Below are 17170 nucleotides of genomic sequence, written 5' to 3'. Positions count from 1 at the left end.
GTGCCATTTAGAGGCATGCAAAAAACCTCACGGTATTCAGGGTATATCCGATCCCACAATCGTCTTTTTTGCACACTTCAGGTGCCCGACAAGCAAAATAGATCCATATTGGTGCATTTTGCTTGATTTTATATGACCCCAGTCAGACTGCGTGCCCGTTAGAGGTTCATACAACCAGTTTCCAATATCCACGCCTACATTAATAGCGCTTTTCTTATAATGAAATTGACATCACGCATCGATCCGAAGTCAGGTATAATCGGCCGCCAATTTTGCACAAACTTTAACCAAGGCTTTTGTTGTGATCGACAATCTCAGAAACATCGCCATTATTGCTCACGTTGACCACGGTAAAACTACCCTGGTCGATAAACTGCTGGAGCAATCCGGCACCCTGGATCGTAAAGACCAAGGTGGCGAGCGAGTCATGGACTCGAATGATCAGGAAAAAGAACGCGGTATTACCATTCTGGCGAAAAACACTGCTATTCGCTGGAACGACTACCGAATCAACATCGTCGACACACCAGGACACGCCGACTTCGGTGGCGAGGTTGAGCGTGTGATGTCCATGGTAGATTCCGTCTGCCTGCTCGTCGATGCCGTCGACGGCCCAATGCCACAAACCCGTTTTGTTACCCAAAAAGCGTTTGAGCGTGGTCTGCGTCCTATCGTGGTGATCAACAAGATCGACCGCCCTGGCGCTCGCCCTGACTGGGTAATGGACGAGATCTTTGATCTGTTCGACCGTCTCGGTGCCACCGATGAACAACTCGACTTCCCGGTTATCTACGCCTCCGCCCTGAACGGTATCGCCGGTACAGATCCGGATGATATGGCCGAAGACATGACGCCACTATTCCAGATGATCGTCGACCATGTAACCCCGCCACCTGTCGATCTTGATGGCCCGTTCCAGATGCAAATCTCGGCACTGGACTACGACAGCTTCGTCGGTGTTATCGGTGTTGGCCGTATCTCCCGCGGCAAGCTCAAGCCAGGTACTGACATTCAGCTGATTTCTGCTGAAGGCAAGATCCGCAAGGGCCGCTTGCTGGAAGTAAAAGGTTTCCACGGTCTGAACCGGGTTGCCGTTGAAGAAGCCTCCGCTGGTGACATCGTCTGTGTTTCCGGTATTGAAGGCCTGAACATTTCCGATACCCTGTGTGCGGTCGGTCATGTTGAAGCCCTGCCTGCCCTGACCGTCGACGAACCAACAGTCAGCATGACCTTCCAGGTCAATGACTCACCGTTCGCCGGTAAAGAAGGCAAGTACGTTACTTCACGTAATATCAAGGACCGTCTCGACAAAGAGCTGATCCACAACGTGGCGTTACGTGTTGAGCCAGGCGACAGCCCTGAGAAGTTCAAGGTTTCCGGTCGTGGCGAGCTGCATTTGTCGGTACTGATTGAAACCATGCGTCGCGAAGGCTTCGAAATGGCCATCGGCAAGCCCGAAGTGGTCCAGAAAATCGTCGACGGCGAGCTGCAAGAACCATACGAACAAGTGGTTATCGACGTTGAAGACGAGCACCAGGGTTCCATCATGGAAGAGATGGGCAACCGTCGCGCCGAGATGACCAATATGGTACCGGATGGCAAGGGTCGCACCCGTCTTGAGTTCATCATGCCAGCACGGGGCCTGATCGGCTTCCGTTCGCAGTTCATGACCATGACCTCTGGCTCCGGCATCCTGACCAACGTGTTTGATCACTACGGTCCTGTGCTCAGCAGCCTGGGTTCTACTCGCCACAACGGCGTACTGGTCTCCATGGTACCGGGCAAGGTACTGGGCTATGCCCTGTTCACCCTGCAAGAACGTGGTCGCCTGTTTGTAGCCCCAAGCCTGGAAGTCTACGAAGGCATGATCATTGGTCTGCACAGCCGCGACAACGACCTGGTGGTTAACCCGACCAAGGCCAAGCAGCTGACCAACGTCCGTGCTTCCGGTACTGATGAAGCCATTAACCTGACCCCTCCAGTCCGTCACACGCTGGAACAGGCTCTGGAATTCATCGAAGAAGATGAACTGGTCGAAGTGACTCCTACCAGCATTCGTCTGCGCAAGAAATTGCTGACTGAAAATGAACGCAAGCGCTCCAAGCCGAAAAAAACAGCCTGATCTCATAACCGGCCTTCAAATGCCGGTTTATGCGCCAGACTGAACGATAAAAAGCCCGTTTGAGGAAACTCAAACGGGCTTTTTTGTAGCTGCTGTTCTATAACGTGCTGGCTTTCCTTTGCCGCTTGTTCTCGCCGTTAACGTCCGGCTTTGATATTGGCCCAGCTGCGGTTACGGATACGTGCCACTTTAGGGTCTTCTTCGTTACTGACAAACAGCTTCTCCAACACATCGGGAGTCGGATAAATCGCCGGATCAGCGGCAATCTCAGGGTCAATCAGTGTCGTTGCAGCAGTATTCGGATTGGCGTACCAGACATAATCGGTTACTTCCGCAATCACTTCCGGGCGCAACAGATAGTTGATGAATTTGTGGGCATTCTCGGCGTTTTTGGCATCCGCCGGAATCAACAGCATATCAAACCAGACTTCCGAGCCTTCTTTCGGAATGCTGTAGACCACTTCAACACCGTTGTCTGCTTCTTCAGCGTTATAGGCTGCCTGAAACACATCACCGGAGTAACCGACAGCGACACAGCTGTCACCATTTGCCAGATCGCTGATGTACTGGGATGACGTGAACTGTTTGACGTAGGGCCGTACCGCTTTCAGGGTTTGGGTCGCTCTGGCATCGTCGCTGAAGTATTTCTTGTCGGTGCTGTTTGGATCATCGCCGTTATACAACATCACAAACGGATACATTTCGTCGGAGGAATCCATAAAGGAAACGCCGCAGTCAGCCAGTTTTTCCATGTATTTGGGGTTGAATACCAGCTCCCAGCTATCGACGGGAGCCTCTTCGCCCAACACTTCGGCAACCATCGCCGGGTTGTAACCAATCCCGGTGGTACCCCATAAATACGGCACGCCATATTGGTTGCCCGGATCTTTTTTCTGCAATGACGTTAACAAGGAAGCATCCAGGTTTTTCAGATTCGGCAGCTGGCTTTTATCCAGCTTGCGAAAAATACCCGCCTTGATTTGCAATGCCATAAAGTTCGACGTCGGTACCACCAGGTCATAACCGGTATTACCCGCCAGCAACTTGCCCTCCAGGGTTTCGTTGCTGTCGTACACATCGTAGTTCACCTTGATACCGGTTTCCTGCTCAAAATTGGCGATGGTTTCTTCACCAATATAGTCAGACCAGTTATAAAAGTTCAGTACGCCTTCTGCCTGGGCAAGCGGTGTCAAACCAGAAAGCCCTATCAGCATAGTGGCTGACAATAGTGGCAGGCGTGACCGGGTTACGTACGTCATATCGTGATCTCCCTTGTATGAATAAGGGACAGAACCTGATGGCCCTGCCTTGGTTTACGGATACTTCATCCAGCGTTAATGCATCGAGAACTACATTTTCGAGCGTTACGTCGTCGCTCTATCTATTATCGAACAACACCGATGAAACGTTCGTTAGACCGTCATCAGCAGAAACTCTCTCTCCCAGGAGCTGATTACCTTGTTGAAGGTTTCAAATTCAGCACGCTTGACGCCGATATATCCCTTAACAAAGTGCTCTCCGATCACTTCTTGCAATTCTGGACATTCTTCCAGCAAGCGCAAGGCTTCTTCCAGTGTACGTGAGACCGCTACCAGATCCCCTTCATGAGCCGCCAGCGCCTCGACCGGGGCTTCCGCCTTGATACCCAGTTTCATCCCCAGATAACCACACGCCAGACTGGCCGCGATGGCCAGATACGGGTTGCAGTCTGACCCGGCAAAGCGGTTTTCAATTCGGGTGGCATCCTTGGGAGCCTTGGGGGCACGTAATCCTGCCGTGCGATTATCGATTCCCCATTTGAAATTAACCGGCGCAGCGATTTCCGGCACAAAACGGCGGTAGGAATTCACATTAGGGGCATAAAAAGGAATCGCCGCCGGGGTAAATTTCTGCAAACCGCCAACATAGTGATAAAAGGTTGCTGAGAACAGCTCATCCCCTTCTCCGGCAAAGATATTCTTGCCCGTATTGGCATCGAGCAGGCTTTGATGGATATGCATCGAGCTGCCTGGCTCACTTTGCATCGGCTTGGCCATAAAAGTGGCGTACATATCGTGTTTCAGGGCCGCTTCACGTAATGCACGTTTAAAGATATATACCTGGTCTGCCAGGCTCATGGCATCACCATGCAGGAAGTTGATTTCCATTTGTGCGGCCCCTGATTCATGAATCAGGGTATCCACATCCAGACCCAACTCGTCGCAGTAGGCGTACAGGGTGTCGATCACCGGGTTAAACTCGTTTACCGCATCAATACTGTAAGACTGGCGCGCGTTTTCACGACGGCCGGAACGGCCCATGGCTGGTTTCAGTTCGTAATCCGGATCACTGTTTTTCTGTACCAGGTAAAACTCGACCTCTGGCGCAATAATCGGTCGCCAGCCTTCTTTTTCATACAGTGCCAAGACCCGGCGCAGTACCGAGCGACTTGATAGCGGGTGGTGTTTACCATCGGAGGTATAACAGTCGTTAATCACCAGGGCAGTGGGTTCATCGGCCCAGGGCACAATACGCAACGTCGATGGGTCCGGCACCAGCAGCATGTCTTTATCCGCCGGATCGACCAGATCATAGTGATTGTCGGCCCACTCTCCGTTCACCGTTTGTACCAGTAAACATTCCGGAATATGACCGCCATTTTCGGTCAGGAATTTGCGCGTAGGATAAAACTTGCCTCTGGCATTACCCGTCATATCGGGAAAAGTAGACTCAACTTCAGTAATGCCATTTTCTTTCAGAAAGCGTTCGACGGCTTCCATAATTCACCTGTCCTGCAGTAGGTTCTGGTTGTGCTGGCCAATTAACCAGCGTCGGTAGGATAACGATTCGTGTTTGATCTTCATCTTCAAACCGAACAATAATTCGGTTTAAGGCTATGTCAAAAAGCCCGCAAGAGCAACGCAACCTGCTCGATAATTGCTCAATTTGGCGATTTTGTCAGCACAATAAAACCCGAATTATCATTCGGGTTTTATTGTGCTACGGTAGCGCCAGACAGATCATCCGACAGCTGGAGCAAGACCATGCACACACAATCAGATCGCGGCAGCTACTATCGCGCCAGTGCCAATCGTGTCAGCGCCTACCCCTCACTGAAAGGGGACATCAAGGCCGATGTGTGTGTCATTGGTGGTGGTTACACTGGCTTGTCGGCAGCACTGCAGCTGCGCGAACACGGCTTGTCGGTCGCCTTGCTGGAGGCGGAATCAATCGGCTGGGGTGCTTCTGGCCGCAACGGTGGCCAGGTTTGCCAAGGCCTGAATATGGCGCATGAGGATCTGGCTGCAAAAGTCGGCCGCCCCACAGCGGACGCCTTGTGGCAGATGTCGCTGGATTCGGTCGAGCTGGTCAGAACACTCATCAACAAGCATCAGATTGACTGTGATCTTAAACATGGCGTGTTACATGTCGCCGCCAAACCGGGTCACAGCGCCGACATTGAAGCCGCGGTAGCCTATAAACAGGAGGTCCTGGGTTATCAGGACGTGGCTTACATCAAGCCCGCCGATGTACAGGAGATGCTGGGTACCGAGCGTTATTACGGTGGAGAACATTTCACCAATGCCCTGCACCTGCACCCGCTGAATTACGCACTGGGGCTGGCGACTGCCGCCGAGCAAGCCGGTGTCCAGCTGTATGAACACAGCCGGGTAACAGACTATCAATCGGGCCGAACAACCCAGGTAAGTACCAGCGTGGGTAACGTCTCCTGCCAATATATATTGCTGGCGTGCAATGGCTATCTCGGGCCTCTGGAAAAACGCATTGCGGGCAAGATCATGCCCATCAACAATTTTATTCTCGCCACCGAGCCGCTCCCGGACCACCTCGTCCAACGGATTAATCGCGCCGATGTAGCGGTGGCCGACTCCCGCTTTGTCATCAATTATTTTCGTTTATCGGGTGACAACCGTTTGCTGTGGGGGGGGGGCGAAACCTATACCTCACGCTTCCCCAGCGATATTCGCTCCTTTGTGCAGCAGCATATGCTGGCCTTGTACCCTGAGCTGGCACAGTACCGTATCGACTACGGCTGGGGTGGTACCCTCGCCATTACCCTGAACCGTATGCCACACTTTGAGCGCGTGGATCAAAGTCTGTTTGTTGCCCATGGTTATTCCGGTCACGGCGTTGCTCTTGCCACCCTGGGTGGCAAGCTGATGGCCGATGCCCTCGCCGGGTCAGCCCAGGGTTTTGATCAGTTTGCCGCGGTGCCGACGCCAAGCTTTCCCGGTGGTACCCTGTTGCGTTGGCCCGGACTGGTGGCTGGAATGCTGTATTATTCCCTGCGCGACCGCTTTTTCTGATCCATATTGAGCCTGTTGCCCGGATCACTATCGACGAGGAACCCCTGCACCAATGAGTGATGAACCAGCCCCTGCCAACCCCCGTTCACAGCGTCAGCAAAACCTGCAACCTCGCAGCGAGCCGATGCAACGGCGCTCACGCAAACGCTCACGGGAGATCATTGATATCACGGCTGAACTGCTGGAAACAGTGGGACTGGATGACCTTAGCACCATTCTGATTGCCAAAGCGGTGGGGATTTCGGTAGGTTCGCTGTATCACTACTTTCCCAACAAGCACGCCATTCTGTATGCCATGGGCCAACGCTGGCTCGAAGATGTCGAGCAAGCCTTGCTCGGTATTGCCCAGCTACCGGTTGAAACCCTGCCGCTGGAACAGTTACTCAACAAGGTGCTGGAGCGCCATTTAAAAGTCTACAAACGCCAGAAGGCCGTACTGACACTGGTGCAAGCCATGTTTTCGGTCCCCGAATTACGCCAGTTGGATGAACAACACGACGACCTGGTGATCCATCATATGGCGGTGATATTCAAACGTATGGGAATCCAGAGCCATATTCGCGAACGTGAAAGGCTGGGGCGGTTTTATCTGGAGGTCAGCCACAGCGTATTTCTGGTGGTAGTACACCAGAACCCACAGCGGGCGCGGCGGACACTGGATGATTTACACCTGTGTCTGCATGCCTTGTTACAGCATCACTTGCCCGCTGGGCACCCGACCCTGTAGCCGCAGGTGTTGGCATTGTTCCACGTGAAAACAAACAGGGTCGACTGGTAATGGCTGTCGAAACGGCAACAGCAGTGTATCGGTTGCTCCGCGGTTAAGCCGTTTGGGGTCGTCTTAATTATCAGTCTGGCCACTTTCGATCAGCCATCTACCATCAATCAGCCATCAGCCATCAGCCATCAGCCATCGCGGCAGGCTACCGACCAGCGGGATCACAGGCAATAACCGCCATCCACCTGCAACTTCAGCCCTCTGACCGCACTACTGCCACCCAACGCCAGATATTCCAGTGCTGCCACCATATCGTCTGGCTGCAGGATGCGTCCGGCCAGTGTGGATTTCATATTTTCTGTCAGCTGTGCCAACGCTTCCTCATTCATCCCGGCCTTGGACTGGATTTCGGTTAATGTAATGCCCGGTCGCAAACAGTTAACCCGTATACCACGGCTGGCCAACTCCAGATTTAATGGGCCCATGGCCCCTTCCAGTGCAGCCTTGCTGGCGGCATAGGCCGTGCAATTGGCAAAGGCCTTGTCCGCCACAATGCTCGAGACCAGCACCACACTCGCCGGGTTGTTCAATACCGGCAGCAATTCATACAAGGTCTGTAATGGCCCCAGCAGGTTACTGTTTAATTGCTGCTGCAGGTTTGTTGTTGTAAAGGACTCAAAGGCTTGTGGCAAAAAGATACCGGCATTCAGGATCAGGGCATCCAGCTGGTACCGCTCTGCCAACAGCAATTCCGACAGTTGTGTGATCGCCGTTACGTCTGTCTGGTCACAGCAATAACCACGAGCCGCAGGTGTATCCTGCTGCTTGTGATCTTGATCTGTCCCGTTAAGAGCCGTCAGTGCAACCTCCAGACGCTCCGGCCTCCTGCCGGTGATCAGCACTCGATGGCCCTGCTGCCTGATGTGCTGTGCCGCAGCCAGTCCAATACCCGATGTGGCACCTGTTATCAGTATCGTTTTCATGCATTCACATCCGTTTTATGTCATCTATAGAGAGCATTAGTATCTACTGGAGACTCCGTGCTGAGAAGTATCCAAATGGCACCAATTACGCGTCTGTTTTTTTTGGGGGGGGGTGGTCTGTGGCGCTGCGACAGGTTCAATTATCTTTTACCTAACTTCACTACTTAACTACTTAACTACTTAACTACTACGCTACCTCACCGGTACAGCCTGATCAGTGAAGTTGAGCAAGCATGTACGGCATACAGCCATTAGTGCGTGCCAATGACGTCCGTTATCTAGACGGTCTGGTGCCGATGTAGTGACAAACAGAAAGCGAGAACAAGAGCGAGAGCAGACACCAGACAATCAACCGCGATATCCGGCGATAACAAGCACCCGGGGATGGGAACATAACAGTGGGAACACTACCGACGACGCTGACAACCAACTAACGGCCGATAGTTTAATACAATCCATTCAGACCCGAGTGACCGAACCGGCCGACAGCCAATCAGCTGGCACATCGTTCACTCAGGTTGATCACCATGATCAGACAGCTCCGGCATCCTTCAGGATCTCGGCGTATTCTGCGCCTTGTTTATGCTGGCTGATGGTCGCCAGAATGGTTTCACCAGCAGCATTGGTGGCATTCAGGTCGTGACCTTTGGCCTTGAACAACTCGATATACTGGGCAAAGGTACCAGGCACCATATAACGATAGGCGCGGATGGCACCGATATAATCGGCGCTGTCACCATCGTAGCTGGGAACGTCAAGAAAGGTGCTCAACTGGTCTTCGCTCCAGTCACCACCAAATACTTTTTCTTTGTCTTTCTTTTGCATCGATATGCTCCGTCGGACGTCGGCAATCAGCGGCCAGACGTTATCAAATAGTAAGTCGGGGGCGGCATTATTGGTGCCGCCGGATTATCGACCTGAGTGATGATCGTGGGCGATCAACGATCAGTCAATCTTGCGGTATTTCATATCCCAGACACCATGGCCTTTACCCTGACCGCGTTTTTCAAACCGCGTCAGTGGTCGGTCATCCGGGCGCTCAACACACTGGCCAGGGCCGGCGATATTGTCATAACCCGCCTGTGCATCCATCACCTCGATCATGTGCTCCATGTAGTTTTCCCAGTCGGTAGCCATATGGAAGATGCCACCGGGCTTGAGAATACGACGCAGGGTCTGGGCAAATCCGGTTTGTACGATCCGGCGTTTGTGGTGTTTTTTCTTGTGCCAGGGATCAGGGAAAAACAGCTGCACCGTATCAATGCTGTTATCCGGAATCAGCTTCAGAACCTCGATGGCGTCGTCCTTGTAACTGCGCACATTGGTGACACCGGCTTCTTCTGCCAGGTTGAGCAGCGAGCCGACACCGGGCAAATGCACTTCAACACCGATAAAGTTCTTCTCTGGTGCCGCAGCGGCCATAGCCACCAGTGACTGACCCATGCCGTAGCCGATTTCCAGCACAGTGTGGGCATCACGGCCAAACACATCCGCCGGAACAATCGGGCCATCGGCCAGCTCCAGCCCCCACTCGGCCCACTTGCGCTCCAGTGCCAGCTCTTGCCCTTTGGTCAGGCGGCCAGCGCGGATCACAAAGCTTTTGATACCCCGGCGATAAACGGGTTTGTCGTCCGCCGTTGCTTGTTCCGCCGCGACTTCATCCTCTTCAGGCAAGGCAGTGGCGGCATCGGCCGGAAGATGGTCGTTCAGGTTGTTGGACTCGTGTTCTGTCACTCAGGAATGCCTAACGTTAATCAATGGAAGTAGAAGTCGTCATCGAACGGGCCGCGATAAACAACAAGCCCCAGCCAATCAGCCAGCTAACGCCGCCAATCGGGGTAATCATGCCCAGCATGCGTAAATCCAGCAGCACCATGGCGTACAGGCTGCCGCAAAACAGCAGCAGTCCGGCCACCATAAACAGCGCCGCCCGATTGAGCCAGACCTGCGGCTGGTGCAGTTGCCAAACCCCCAGGCCCAGCAACACCGCGGCGTGCAGCAGATGGTAGTCAACGGCGGTCTGATACACCGTCATCATTGGTGCCGACAGCAGGGGTTTCAGGCCATGGGCACCAAAAGCACCGAGCGCTACGCCCAGGAATCCGGCAATAGCGGCCAGCATCAGGGTGGTTCGTGCCTGCATGGTTCGGCTCCGTCGGAAAAACAATGGCGCATTATAGAGGAGGCATGGCGTTACGTCACAGGGTAGCTTCCCGGGCTGGCAATGAGTTGGCCAGTTCAAAACGGAAGCAGGTGCCCGTTCCTGGTACCGATTCCACATCGATACGGCTTTGATGCAATTCCAGAATGCGTTTGACGATCGCCAGCCCGAGGCCACTGCCTTGTCGCTTGACCTGCCCTGTGGGGGTTGAGGCCATGGTTTGCGAGCGGCTGGCCTGATAATAGCGCTCAAAAATATGTGGAATATCGTGCTGCTGGATGCCGATACCGGTATCGCGGATTTCAATCCGGGTGGCACCCTCAAGCGCCTGGATCTGCAACACCACCGAGCCGCCGGATGACGTGTGGCGCAAGGCATTGTCGATCAGGTTTTGCAGTACCCGTTGTATCATGGCGATATCCGCCACCACATAACTGTCGTGCTGCTGGCCTTGCAAATCCAGTTCGACGCCTTGCTGTTGCGCTTTCAGGCGAAATTCCTGCAAGCAGTCATGGGCCAGCTCCAGCAAGGAAAACGGTTCGCTATTGGGCTCGGCGTTGTCGGCCTGTAACAGCGACAGTTCAAACAGCTCGTTAATCAGTTGCGACAACCGCTGACTCTGCTGGCTGGCAATGTCCAGGTAGCCTCGCAACTCCGCTTGCTGCGGGCCGTCGTGCAACCTGAGCAAGGCCGTTTCGATATACCCCTGAATACTGGCCAGCGGGGTGCGTAAATCGTGGGACACATTGGCAATCAGTTCCCGCCGGTTGCTGTCGAGTGCCTGCACCCGGCTGAACTGCTGTTGAATATGTGCCGCCATCTGCTGGAAAGCGAGAGTCAACTGGCCAATTTCATCCGACGGCTGCGGTGTTTTTTGCAGCAATGGCTGCATCACCGACATATCCGGGTAGAGCAGGTTGTAACGCAAGACAGCTTGCCGCAAGCGGGTCAGCCGCCGGGTCAGCACAAAAAAGATCCACAACCCCACCAGCACGGCGGTGACAATACTGCCGACCATCAGCCAGCTGCCCAGCGTAAAGGTGTAGCTGGAAAAAACCGACTCATGCAACTGCCGGTAGTGCTGGCCCCCAATAACGGCGTAAACATAACCGAGTGGTCTGGCTCCGCTGGCGTCAGCATCGCCGCTACTGGCGGTCAGTATGGAGGCTGGAGATGCCGGAATAGCGGCCACGGAGAAGATGTTGCGCTGCTGCGGATTACTGGGATCATCGCCCAGCACAGGGTAACGGGCGTTCGGTTGCAGATACTGTTGAATCGGAGCCAGCGCCACGCGCTGCAAATGCACCTGGTCAGGCGGCAGACGATGACCAAGGATCTGGCCGTTGGCGTCCAGCAAGTAGATTTCCAGGGCCGGGTTTAGCACCATGGCATGCCCGGCCAACTGGTCGAGGGCTTGCTCGTCCACCACGCCGGCTGCATCCAGCAGCGGCTGTTGTCGCGTCACATAACCAGCGACCGGCTGGTTCAGCTGTTGCAACACATTCAGACTGTGGTTCTGGCTCATATAGCCCGACAGTCCCAGCAGCAAGGTGCCCAGCATCACCAGAATCAGCAGCAACGCCAATGCCAGCCGGGTAAACAGACGGCCCCCGAGTGCCATCACCCGGCTGGAGGGTTTCGGGTTCAGCGGATGGCGGTACGTATGATCCGGCTTATCCAAGGCGATACCCCACCCCCCAAACAGTCACAATAATGCGGGGCCGGGTCGGGTCGTCTTCGATTTTGGCACGCAGGCGATTGATGTGAGTGTTGACCGTGTGTTCGTAGCCTTCTTGCCCTTGCCCCCAGATGCGGTTTAACAAATGGGCGCGGGAGAAGGCATCTTCCGGATGCTGCATAAAATAGCTGAGCAGGTCGAATTCCTTGCCCGTCAGGTCGAGCACCTTGCCCGCCTTGCTGATGCGATGCTGGCGCAGGTTCAGCACCAGACGGTGCGACTGGCTGACCAGTTCATCCACTGACGCGGTCGGCTCCCGACCGGCCCGCTCGGTTTGTACCCGGCGCAAGATGGCTTTGATGCGGGCCATCAGCTCAATCACACTGAAGGGTTTTAGCAAGTAGTCGTCGGCTCCCATTTCCAGCCCCAGCACCCGGTCCATTTCACTGGAACGGCTGGTCAGCATCAGCACAGGTACGGTGTGACCCCGACCGCGCAGGTCACGACAGATTTCCAGGCCGTCTTTTCCCGGCAAATGTAAATCCAGCACAATCAGGCTCCAGTCCTGTTGGCAGGCCAGTTCAAACCCGGCTTGACCATCGTGAGTTACCTGCACATGGTGGTACTGCTGGCGTAAATGCAAGGCCAGTAAATTGGCAATATCGGGCTCATCCTCAATCACCAGAATACGATGGGCCAGCGCCGCAGAGGCCGAGACCAGGCCACGTTCAGTGGCTCCGGCGGGCGTCGTCGGGTCAGTGGCGGAAGTGAGTGGCGCAGGCATGGCGGGTCTCCGGGCGGTGGCTGTTTTCCTTGTTTCCTTGGTCGCGCGCAGCCTCGGGTTCTTACAAAACCCGTCGGCGGCGGCCCGGACATGCGTCACACCGAGGTATCCGGATTCACTCTGTCCGGGTCACGGTGATCAAGGCCACAGGGTTATCCCAACGATGGACGTGCGTCAGTGCCGAGCTGGCCAGGCCATCGTCCTGCGTGACCACACCGGCATGCAGCGTCACCTGGTCTTGCCGATCATCTCGACTGGCATTAAACCCTTCGCCACCGGCAGCCGGGCCAGGAATGGTCGTCGACGATTCGGTATTGGCTTCGGTGCCAGCGTCGTAGCTGTTGGCCGTTACCTGAAGCGATGACCCCACTGCCAGCTGCGTCACGTCCAGCGCAGAGGCAGCAATCACCCCATCGTTGGTATTCACCAGCATGCTGGTAATACTCAGCAAGATGCTCTCATCCATGGCGCCCATGCTGTCTACACTTATGCCATCCAGCGTTATGGTCAGCGTTGCCGTACCGCCCGGCACAACGACCCCCTCGCCGCTCTGGCTGCTGTACACCGCCGGGTTGCTGTTGGCAGCGGCCAGCAAGGCGCTGTTATCGCCGCCTTCGGCCAATTGCTCCAGCTCAATACTGGCGGCCGTGCCGGTCACCAAGGTGTGATAACCGGCCCCATGTGCCACCACCGCCAGTGGCGACAGGGGTTGCCCGGCCGTGGCATTGGTCACGGTGACGGCAAAGGTTTTGTTGCTGGTTTGTTCAGCGTCGCTCGCGCTGTTACTACTGTTGTTATCGTCATCAGCCAAACAACCGCTCAAGAGCACCGCGCTGGCCAAGACCGGCACCAGGCCGGCATGCTTGCGTATCAGAATCATCTTAATCACCTCACTTGACCGTCAAGGTCACACGGGCCACCGGGTTCAACCAGCGGTGTACTGTTGAATCGATATCACTGACACCGCCACTGAGATCGCTGTCGCCCAGCACATTGCGGTGAATATGAACAAATTCTTCCGCCACTGCAGCAATGCCGGTTGCCGACATGCCAATGCTGGCATCCAGAGGTTCAGGAACCGGGAATCCGGCTTCGCCCGGTGCTCCGCTGCCCCGCATTTCATCATTGGCTTCGGTACCGGCGTCATAGCCGTTGAGGTCGTAGTAATAGGTCCCCGCCAGTGTTGGAATCTCAAGGCTGTTGAGAGCAACAAAGCCGTCGTTAGTGGGCAGCATCATGGCCACAATCGACAGTTGGGTATTCATACCGGTGTCGATATCTGTGCTGGCTGACTGTCCTGCCAGCAACAACCCGGCGGCTGGATTGTCGACGATGACACCACCGGCACCGGTTACATCCGCCGACAAGCCGCTGATATCACCACCTTCAGCCATTTTTTGCAGGTTGGCGCTGGCCGCTTCACCCGGCATAAACAGCGCCGTATCGGCATCGTGACCAGCCACCAGCAACGGCGTAAAGGCAATTCCACGCGTCAGGTTGGTGATTTCTACGGTCAGGTCGGCTGCCATTGCCGGGGTCGCCAGAGTGCTTATGGCGGCGGCCAGCAGCGTTGTACGTAAATTCATCATCATGCTCTCCATCATTGGGTTAGGGTTCGCAGCCTGCCAACAGCCTGCTGAACAACCCGTTCAGAATGATGCCTGGAGCCGGTTGCAGTCCTCCCGGAAGTGTTACGGAGTCGTCCGGGTTATCACAGAAGTATCACAGCCTATTGGCTCATTAACCCGCCCCGTTGCTATCATGCCTCTTCCTGAAAGTGAGGCAGCCGCGTGAAATACAACGACCTTCGTGACTTTATTGACCAACTCGAAAAGCAGGGTGAGCTCAAGCGCATCCGCTACCCCGTCGATCCCCATCTGGAAATGACCGAAATCGCCGACCGGGTATTACGGGCAGAAGGCCCGGCACTGCTGTTTGAAAACCCCAAAGGTTACGAAATGCCAGTGCTGGCCAATCTGTTTGGTACCCCCAAGCGGGTCGCCATGGGTATGGGCGAGAACTCAGTTGCAGCACTGCGGGAGGTCGGCAAGCTGCTGGCTTTTCTGAAGGAGCCGGAGCCACCCAAGGGCATGAAGGACGCCTGGGAAAAGCTGCCGATCTTCAAGAAAGTATTAACCATGGGCCCAAGCGTGATTAAAAAGGCCCCCTGTCAGCAGGTGGTCATCGAAGGTGAAGACGTGGATCTGGGCAAGATTCCGGTGATGCATTGCTGGCCCGGAGACGCCGCACCGCTGATTACCTGGCCCCTGGTGATCACCAAAGGCCCACACAAGGAACGCCATAATCTTGGCATTTATCGCCAGCAGGTTATCGGCAAGAACAGGGTCATTATGCGCTGGCTCAGTCATCGAGGCGGGGCGCTGGATTTTCTGGAATGGCAAAAAGCCCATCCCGGCGAGCCGTTTCCCGTCACTGTCGCACTGGGGGCCGACCCGGCCACGATTCTGGGTGCAGTCACTCCGGTGCCCGATACCCTGAGTGAATACGCATTTGCCGGACTGCTGCGCGACAGCAAAACCGAGCTGGTGAAGAGTATTGGGAATGAGCTATTGGTGCCCGCCAGTGCCGAGATTGTGCTGGAAGGCGTGATCCATGCTGGTGACATGGCCCCGGAAGGGCCGTACGGTGACCACACCGGTTACTACAACGAGGTGGATCAGTTCCCGGTCTTCACCGTCGAGCGTATTACCCACCGCCGCGATCCGATTTATCACAGCACCTACACCGGTCGGCCACCGGATGAACCCGCTATTCTGGGTGTTGCCCTGAACGAGGTGTTTGTGCCGATTCTGCAAAAGCAGTTTCCGGAAATCGTCGACTTCTATTTGCCTCCGGAAGGCTGCTCCTACCGTATGGCCATTGTCAGCATGAAAAAGCAGTACCCGGGTCACGCCAAGCGCGTAATGATGGGGGTATGGTCGTTTTTGCGGCAATTCATGTACACCAAGTTTGTCATCGTGGTGGATGACGACGTCAATACCCGCGACTGGCAAGACGTGATCTGGGCGATTACCACCCGTATGGACCCGGCACGGGATACCACCCTGATCGAGAACACGCCTATCGATTACCTCGACTTTGCTTCGCCGGTCTCTGGTCTGGGGTCCAAAATGGGAATGGACGCCACCAACAAGTGGCCCGGTGAAACCACCCGGGAATGGGGTACACCGATCGTCAAGGACCCGGGGGTGGTTGCCCATATTGATGAAATCTGGTCGGAACTCGGTCTTGACCCCATGGACGACAGCCAGTGAACAGTGTGCAACCCGTCACCACGGTAACGGTTACCTTTTTACCAAATCAGGTGACCATGCCTTGCCGCACTGATCAGACCCTGATGGATGCGGCTCATGAACATGGCATCAAGATGAAAACCGCCTGCAAAAACGGCGTCTGTGAAGTCTGTGCTGGTCGTTGGCTGACCGGCTCTCTAAAATTCAATAATCTCATTGGCCAGCAAATACTTGATCAAAGCAATCGGGTATTATGTTGTATAGCGATGCCTCAAACGGATACCCAGATTGTTATGGCTAATATTCAGCACCCGGATTGCAAAGACCAGGTTAACCTGGCCATGCAAGTCCAAGCCGTCACCCCCTTGACGGAGGAAGTATATGTCGTTGAGCTGCTGGCTCCGGCAGGCAAGGCACTGGATTTCTGGCCTGGCCAGTATCTGCTGTTACATATCACCGGCACCGACGGCAGCGAACGGAAAATCCCCTACTCTATTGCCAGCGCCCCGGGCAGCCTCACCGGCTCCGAGCCACGGGCCTTGCAGCTGCATATTGCCAACACCAGCGACACCGCCGCACAGGTGATCAAACAGCTGCAAACCCAGCCAACGATTTCAGCCACCTTGCCGATGGGTGACTGCTTTATCTCCCCCACCCAGCTGCGGGCCTGTGCTGGCAAACCGATCCTGCTGCTTGCGGCGGGCACCGGTTTTGCCCAGATCAAGGCACTGGCAGAAGGCATTCTGGCGCTGGCCCCGGCACAAGAAACCCACCTGTATTGGTCCAACCGCAACGCTGGCGGCTTCTATATGGCCGATTTACCCCAACAATGGGCACATGATCATCCCAATCTGCATTTCCATCCTATACTGGAAGAACAGGCCGATGGCTGGCACGGACGGGCTGGCTGGATCTATCAGGTGATACAGCACGACTTCAAAGACCTCTCCGGGGTCCATGTCTTTGCTTGCGGTTCCCCTAATATGGTCTACGGTACTCTAGAGCAATTGGAACCGCTGGGTCTTGGCGAGACCAATCTGCACTCCGATGTACTGGCTTATGCGCCACGGCCTCCCAAGGCCTGACCGACAAGACAGCCACATCAGCCGAGAATACACGCCGTTCTATTATTGACCGGCAATCACCGACCAGCGATGGCAAAC

Annotated in this window: 15 protein-coding genes; 5 read left to right on the top strand and 10 right to left on the bottom strand. The window is 55.1% G+C overall.

Annotated elements, in window-relative coordinates; genetic code table 11:
- Positions 1-301 precede the first annotated feature (301 nt).
- The gene (gene typA / locus Q8W24_RS04035; RefSeq protein ID WP_303431188.1) at positions 302-2122 is read left to right on the top strand and encodes a translational GTPase TypA; all 1821 of its coding nucleotides are present in this window, start codon (positions 302-304) and stop codon (positions 2120-2122) included.
- Between the two features lie 137 nt (positions 2123-2259).
- Here typA and Q8W24_RS04030 read toward each other — a convergent pair whose 3' ends face one another.
- Together Q8W24_RS04030 and Q8W24_RS04025 are read right to left on the bottom strand one after the other, a co-directional pair.
- On the bottom strand, positions 2260-3381 hold the full coding sequence (locus Q8W24_RS04030) for a polyamine ABC transporter substrate-binding protein (RefSeq protein WP_303431189.1): 1122 nt from the start codon (positions 3379-3381) through the stop codon (positions 2260-2262).
- A 153-nt stretch (positions 3382-3534) separates the two neighbouring features.
- Entirely contained in the window at positions 3535-4881 is a 1347-nt protein-coding gene (locus Q8W24_RS04025; RefSeq protein ID WP_305451468.1) for a glutamine synthetase family protein, read from the bottom strand.
- Positions 4882-5145: 264 nt separating this feature from the next.
- On the opposite strand from Q8W24_RS04025, the gene Q8W24_RS04020 reads away from it, so the two are divergent.
- Both Q8W24_RS04020 and Q8W24_RS04015 read left to right on the top strand, forming a co-directional pair.
- Positions 5146-6429 (top strand): FAD-binding oxidoreductase, encoded by a 1284-nt coding sequence (locus Q8W24_RS04020; protein ID WP_305474481.1) that lies wholly within the window; start codon positions 5146-5148, stop codon positions 6427-6429.
- A 52-nt stretch (positions 6430-6481) separates the two neighbouring features.
- The gene (locus Q8W24_RS04015; protein ID WP_305413574.1) at positions 6482-7156 is read left to right on the top strand and encodes a TetR/AcrR family transcriptional regulator; all 675 of its coding nucleotides are present in this window, start codon (positions 6482-6484) and stop codon (positions 7154-7156) included.
- Between the two features lie 212 nt (positions 7157-7368).
- Here the strand turns inward: Q8W24_RS04015 and Q8W24_RS04010 are convergent, their stop codons facing one another.
- From Q8W24_RS04010 to Q8W24_RS03975, 8 genes are all read right to left on the bottom strand, one after another.
- Positions 7369-8130, bottom strand: coding sequence for an SDR family NAD(P)-dependent oxidoreductase (locus Q8W24_RS04010; RefSeq protein WP_303431193.1), 762 nt, complete (start codon positions 8128-8130; stop codon positions 7369-7371).
- Positions 8131-8661: 531 nt separating this feature from the next.
- The gene (locus Q8W24_RS04005; RefSeq protein ID WP_303431194.1) at positions 8662-8955 is read right to left on the bottom strand and encodes a PA4642 family protein; all 294 of its coding nucleotides are present in this window, start codon (positions 8953-8955) and stop codon (positions 8662-8664) included.
- Between the two features lie 120 nt (positions 8956-9075).
- Positions 9076-9864 carry a tRNA (guanosine(46)-N7)-methyltransferase TrmB gene (gene trmB / locus Q8W24_RS04000; RefSeq protein ID WP_370693300.1) on the bottom strand — a complete coding sequence of 263 codons (789 nt, stop codon included), beginning with the start codon at positions 9862-9864 and terminating at the stop codon, positions 9076-9078.
- Positions 9865-9880: 16 nt separating this feature from the next.
- Positions 9881-10273, bottom strand: a complete 393-nt coding sequence (locus tag Q8W24_RS03995) for a DUF423 domain-containing protein (RefSeq protein WP_303431195.1) — start codon at positions 10271-10273, stop codon at positions 9881-9883.
- 55 nt (positions 10274-10328) lie between these two features.
- Positions 10329-11972, bottom strand: coding sequence for a cell wall metabolism sensor histidine kinase WalK (locus Q8W24_RS03990; RefSeq protein WP_305474480.1), 1644 nt, complete (start codon positions 11970-11972; stop codon positions 10329-10331).
- On the bottom strand, positions 11965-12753 hold the full coding sequence (locus Q8W24_RS03985; RefSeq protein WP_303431197.1) for a response regulator transcription factor: 789 nt from the start codon (positions 12751-12753) through the stop codon (positions 11965-11967). The genes Q8W24_RS03990 and Q8W24_RS03985 overlap by 8 nt, the downstream gene beginning before the upstream one ends.
- 115 nt (positions 12754-12868) lie before the next feature.
- Complete coding sequence (locus Q8W24_RS03980) at positions 12869-13633, bottom strand: spondin domain-containing protein (protein ID WP_305413581.1); 765 nt, start codon at positions 13631-13633, stop codon at positions 12869-12871.
- Between the two features lie 10 nt (positions 13634-13643).
- The gene (locus tag Q8W24_RS03975; protein WP_305474478.1) at positions 13644-14345 is read right to left on the bottom strand and encodes a spondin domain-containing protein; all 702 of its coding nucleotides are present in this window, start codon (positions 14343-14345) and stop codon (positions 13644-13646) included.
- Positions 14346-14543: 198 nt separating this feature from the next.
- On the opposite strand from Q8W24_RS03975, the gene ubiD reads away from it, so the two are divergent.
- Entirely contained in the window at positions 14544-16028 is a 1485-nt protein-coding gene (gene ubiD, locus Q8W24_RS03970; protein ID WP_305474476.1) for a 4-hydroxy-3-polyprenylbenzoate decarboxylase, read from the top strand.
- Positions 16025-17092 (top strand): 2Fe-2S iron-sulfur cluster-binding protein, encoded by a 1068-nt coding sequence (locus Q8W24_RS03965; RefSeq protein ID WP_305474474.1) that lies wholly within the window; start codon positions 16025-16027, stop codon positions 17090-17092. Before ubiD ends, Q8W24_RS03965 begins: the two co-directional genes overlap by 4 nt.
- The last annotated feature ends 78 nt before the right edge of the window (positions 17093-17170 follow it).

The organism is Oceanobacter sp. 4_MG-2023, from assembly GCF_030689165.1.
Taxonomy (GTDB): domain Bacteria; phylum Pseudomonadota; class Gammaproteobacteria; order Pseudomonadales; family Oceanobacteraceae; genus Oceanobacter.
This window is presented reverse-complemented; position numbering and strand designations above follow the sequence as displayed.

Excerpts from the sequence above, each read along its gene's own strand:
- Q8W24_RS03985 (WP_303431197.1), bottom strand. The coding sequence starts at position 12,753 with ATGCCTGCGCCACTCACTTCCGCCACTGACCCGACGACGCCCGCCGGA.
- Q8W24_RS03995 (WP_303431195.1), bottom strand. The coding sequence starts at position 10,273 with ATGCAGGCACGAACCACCCTGATGCTGGCCGCTATTGCCGGATTCCTG.
- Q8W24_RS04005 (WP_303431194.1), bottom strand. The coding sequence starts at position 8,955 with ATGCAAAAGAAAGACAAAGAAAAAGTATTTGGTGGTGACTGGAGCGAA.
- Q8W24_RS04020 (WP_305474481.1), top strand. The coding sequence starts at position 5,146 with ATGCACACACAATCAGATCGCGGCAGCTACTATCGCGCCAGTGCCAAT.
- Q8W24_RS04015 (WP_305413574.1), top strand. The coding sequence starts at position 6,482 with ATGAGTGATGAACCAGCCCCTGCCAACCCCCGTTCACAGCGTCAGCAA.
- Q8W24_RS03980 (WP_305413581.1), bottom strand. The coding sequence starts at position 13,633 with ATGATTCTGATACGCAAGCATGCCGGCCTGGTGCCGGTCTTGGCCAGC.
- Q8W24_RS03975 (WP_305474478.1), bottom strand. The coding sequence starts at position 14,345 with ATGATGATGAATTTACGTACAACGCTGCTGGCCGCCGCCATAAGCACT.
- Q8W24_RS04025 (WP_305451468.1), bottom strand. The coding sequence starts at position 4,881 with ATGGAAGCCGTCGAACGCTTTCTGAAAGAAAATGGCATTACTGAAGTT.
- Q8W24_RS04030 (WP_303431189.1), bottom strand. The coding sequence starts at position 3,381 with ATGACGTACGTAACCCGGTCACGCCTGCCACTATTGTCAGCCACTATG.
- Q8W24_RS04010 (WP_303431193.1), bottom strand. The coding sequence starts at position 8,130 with ATGAAAACGATACTGATAACAGGTGCCACATCGGGTATTGGACTGGCT.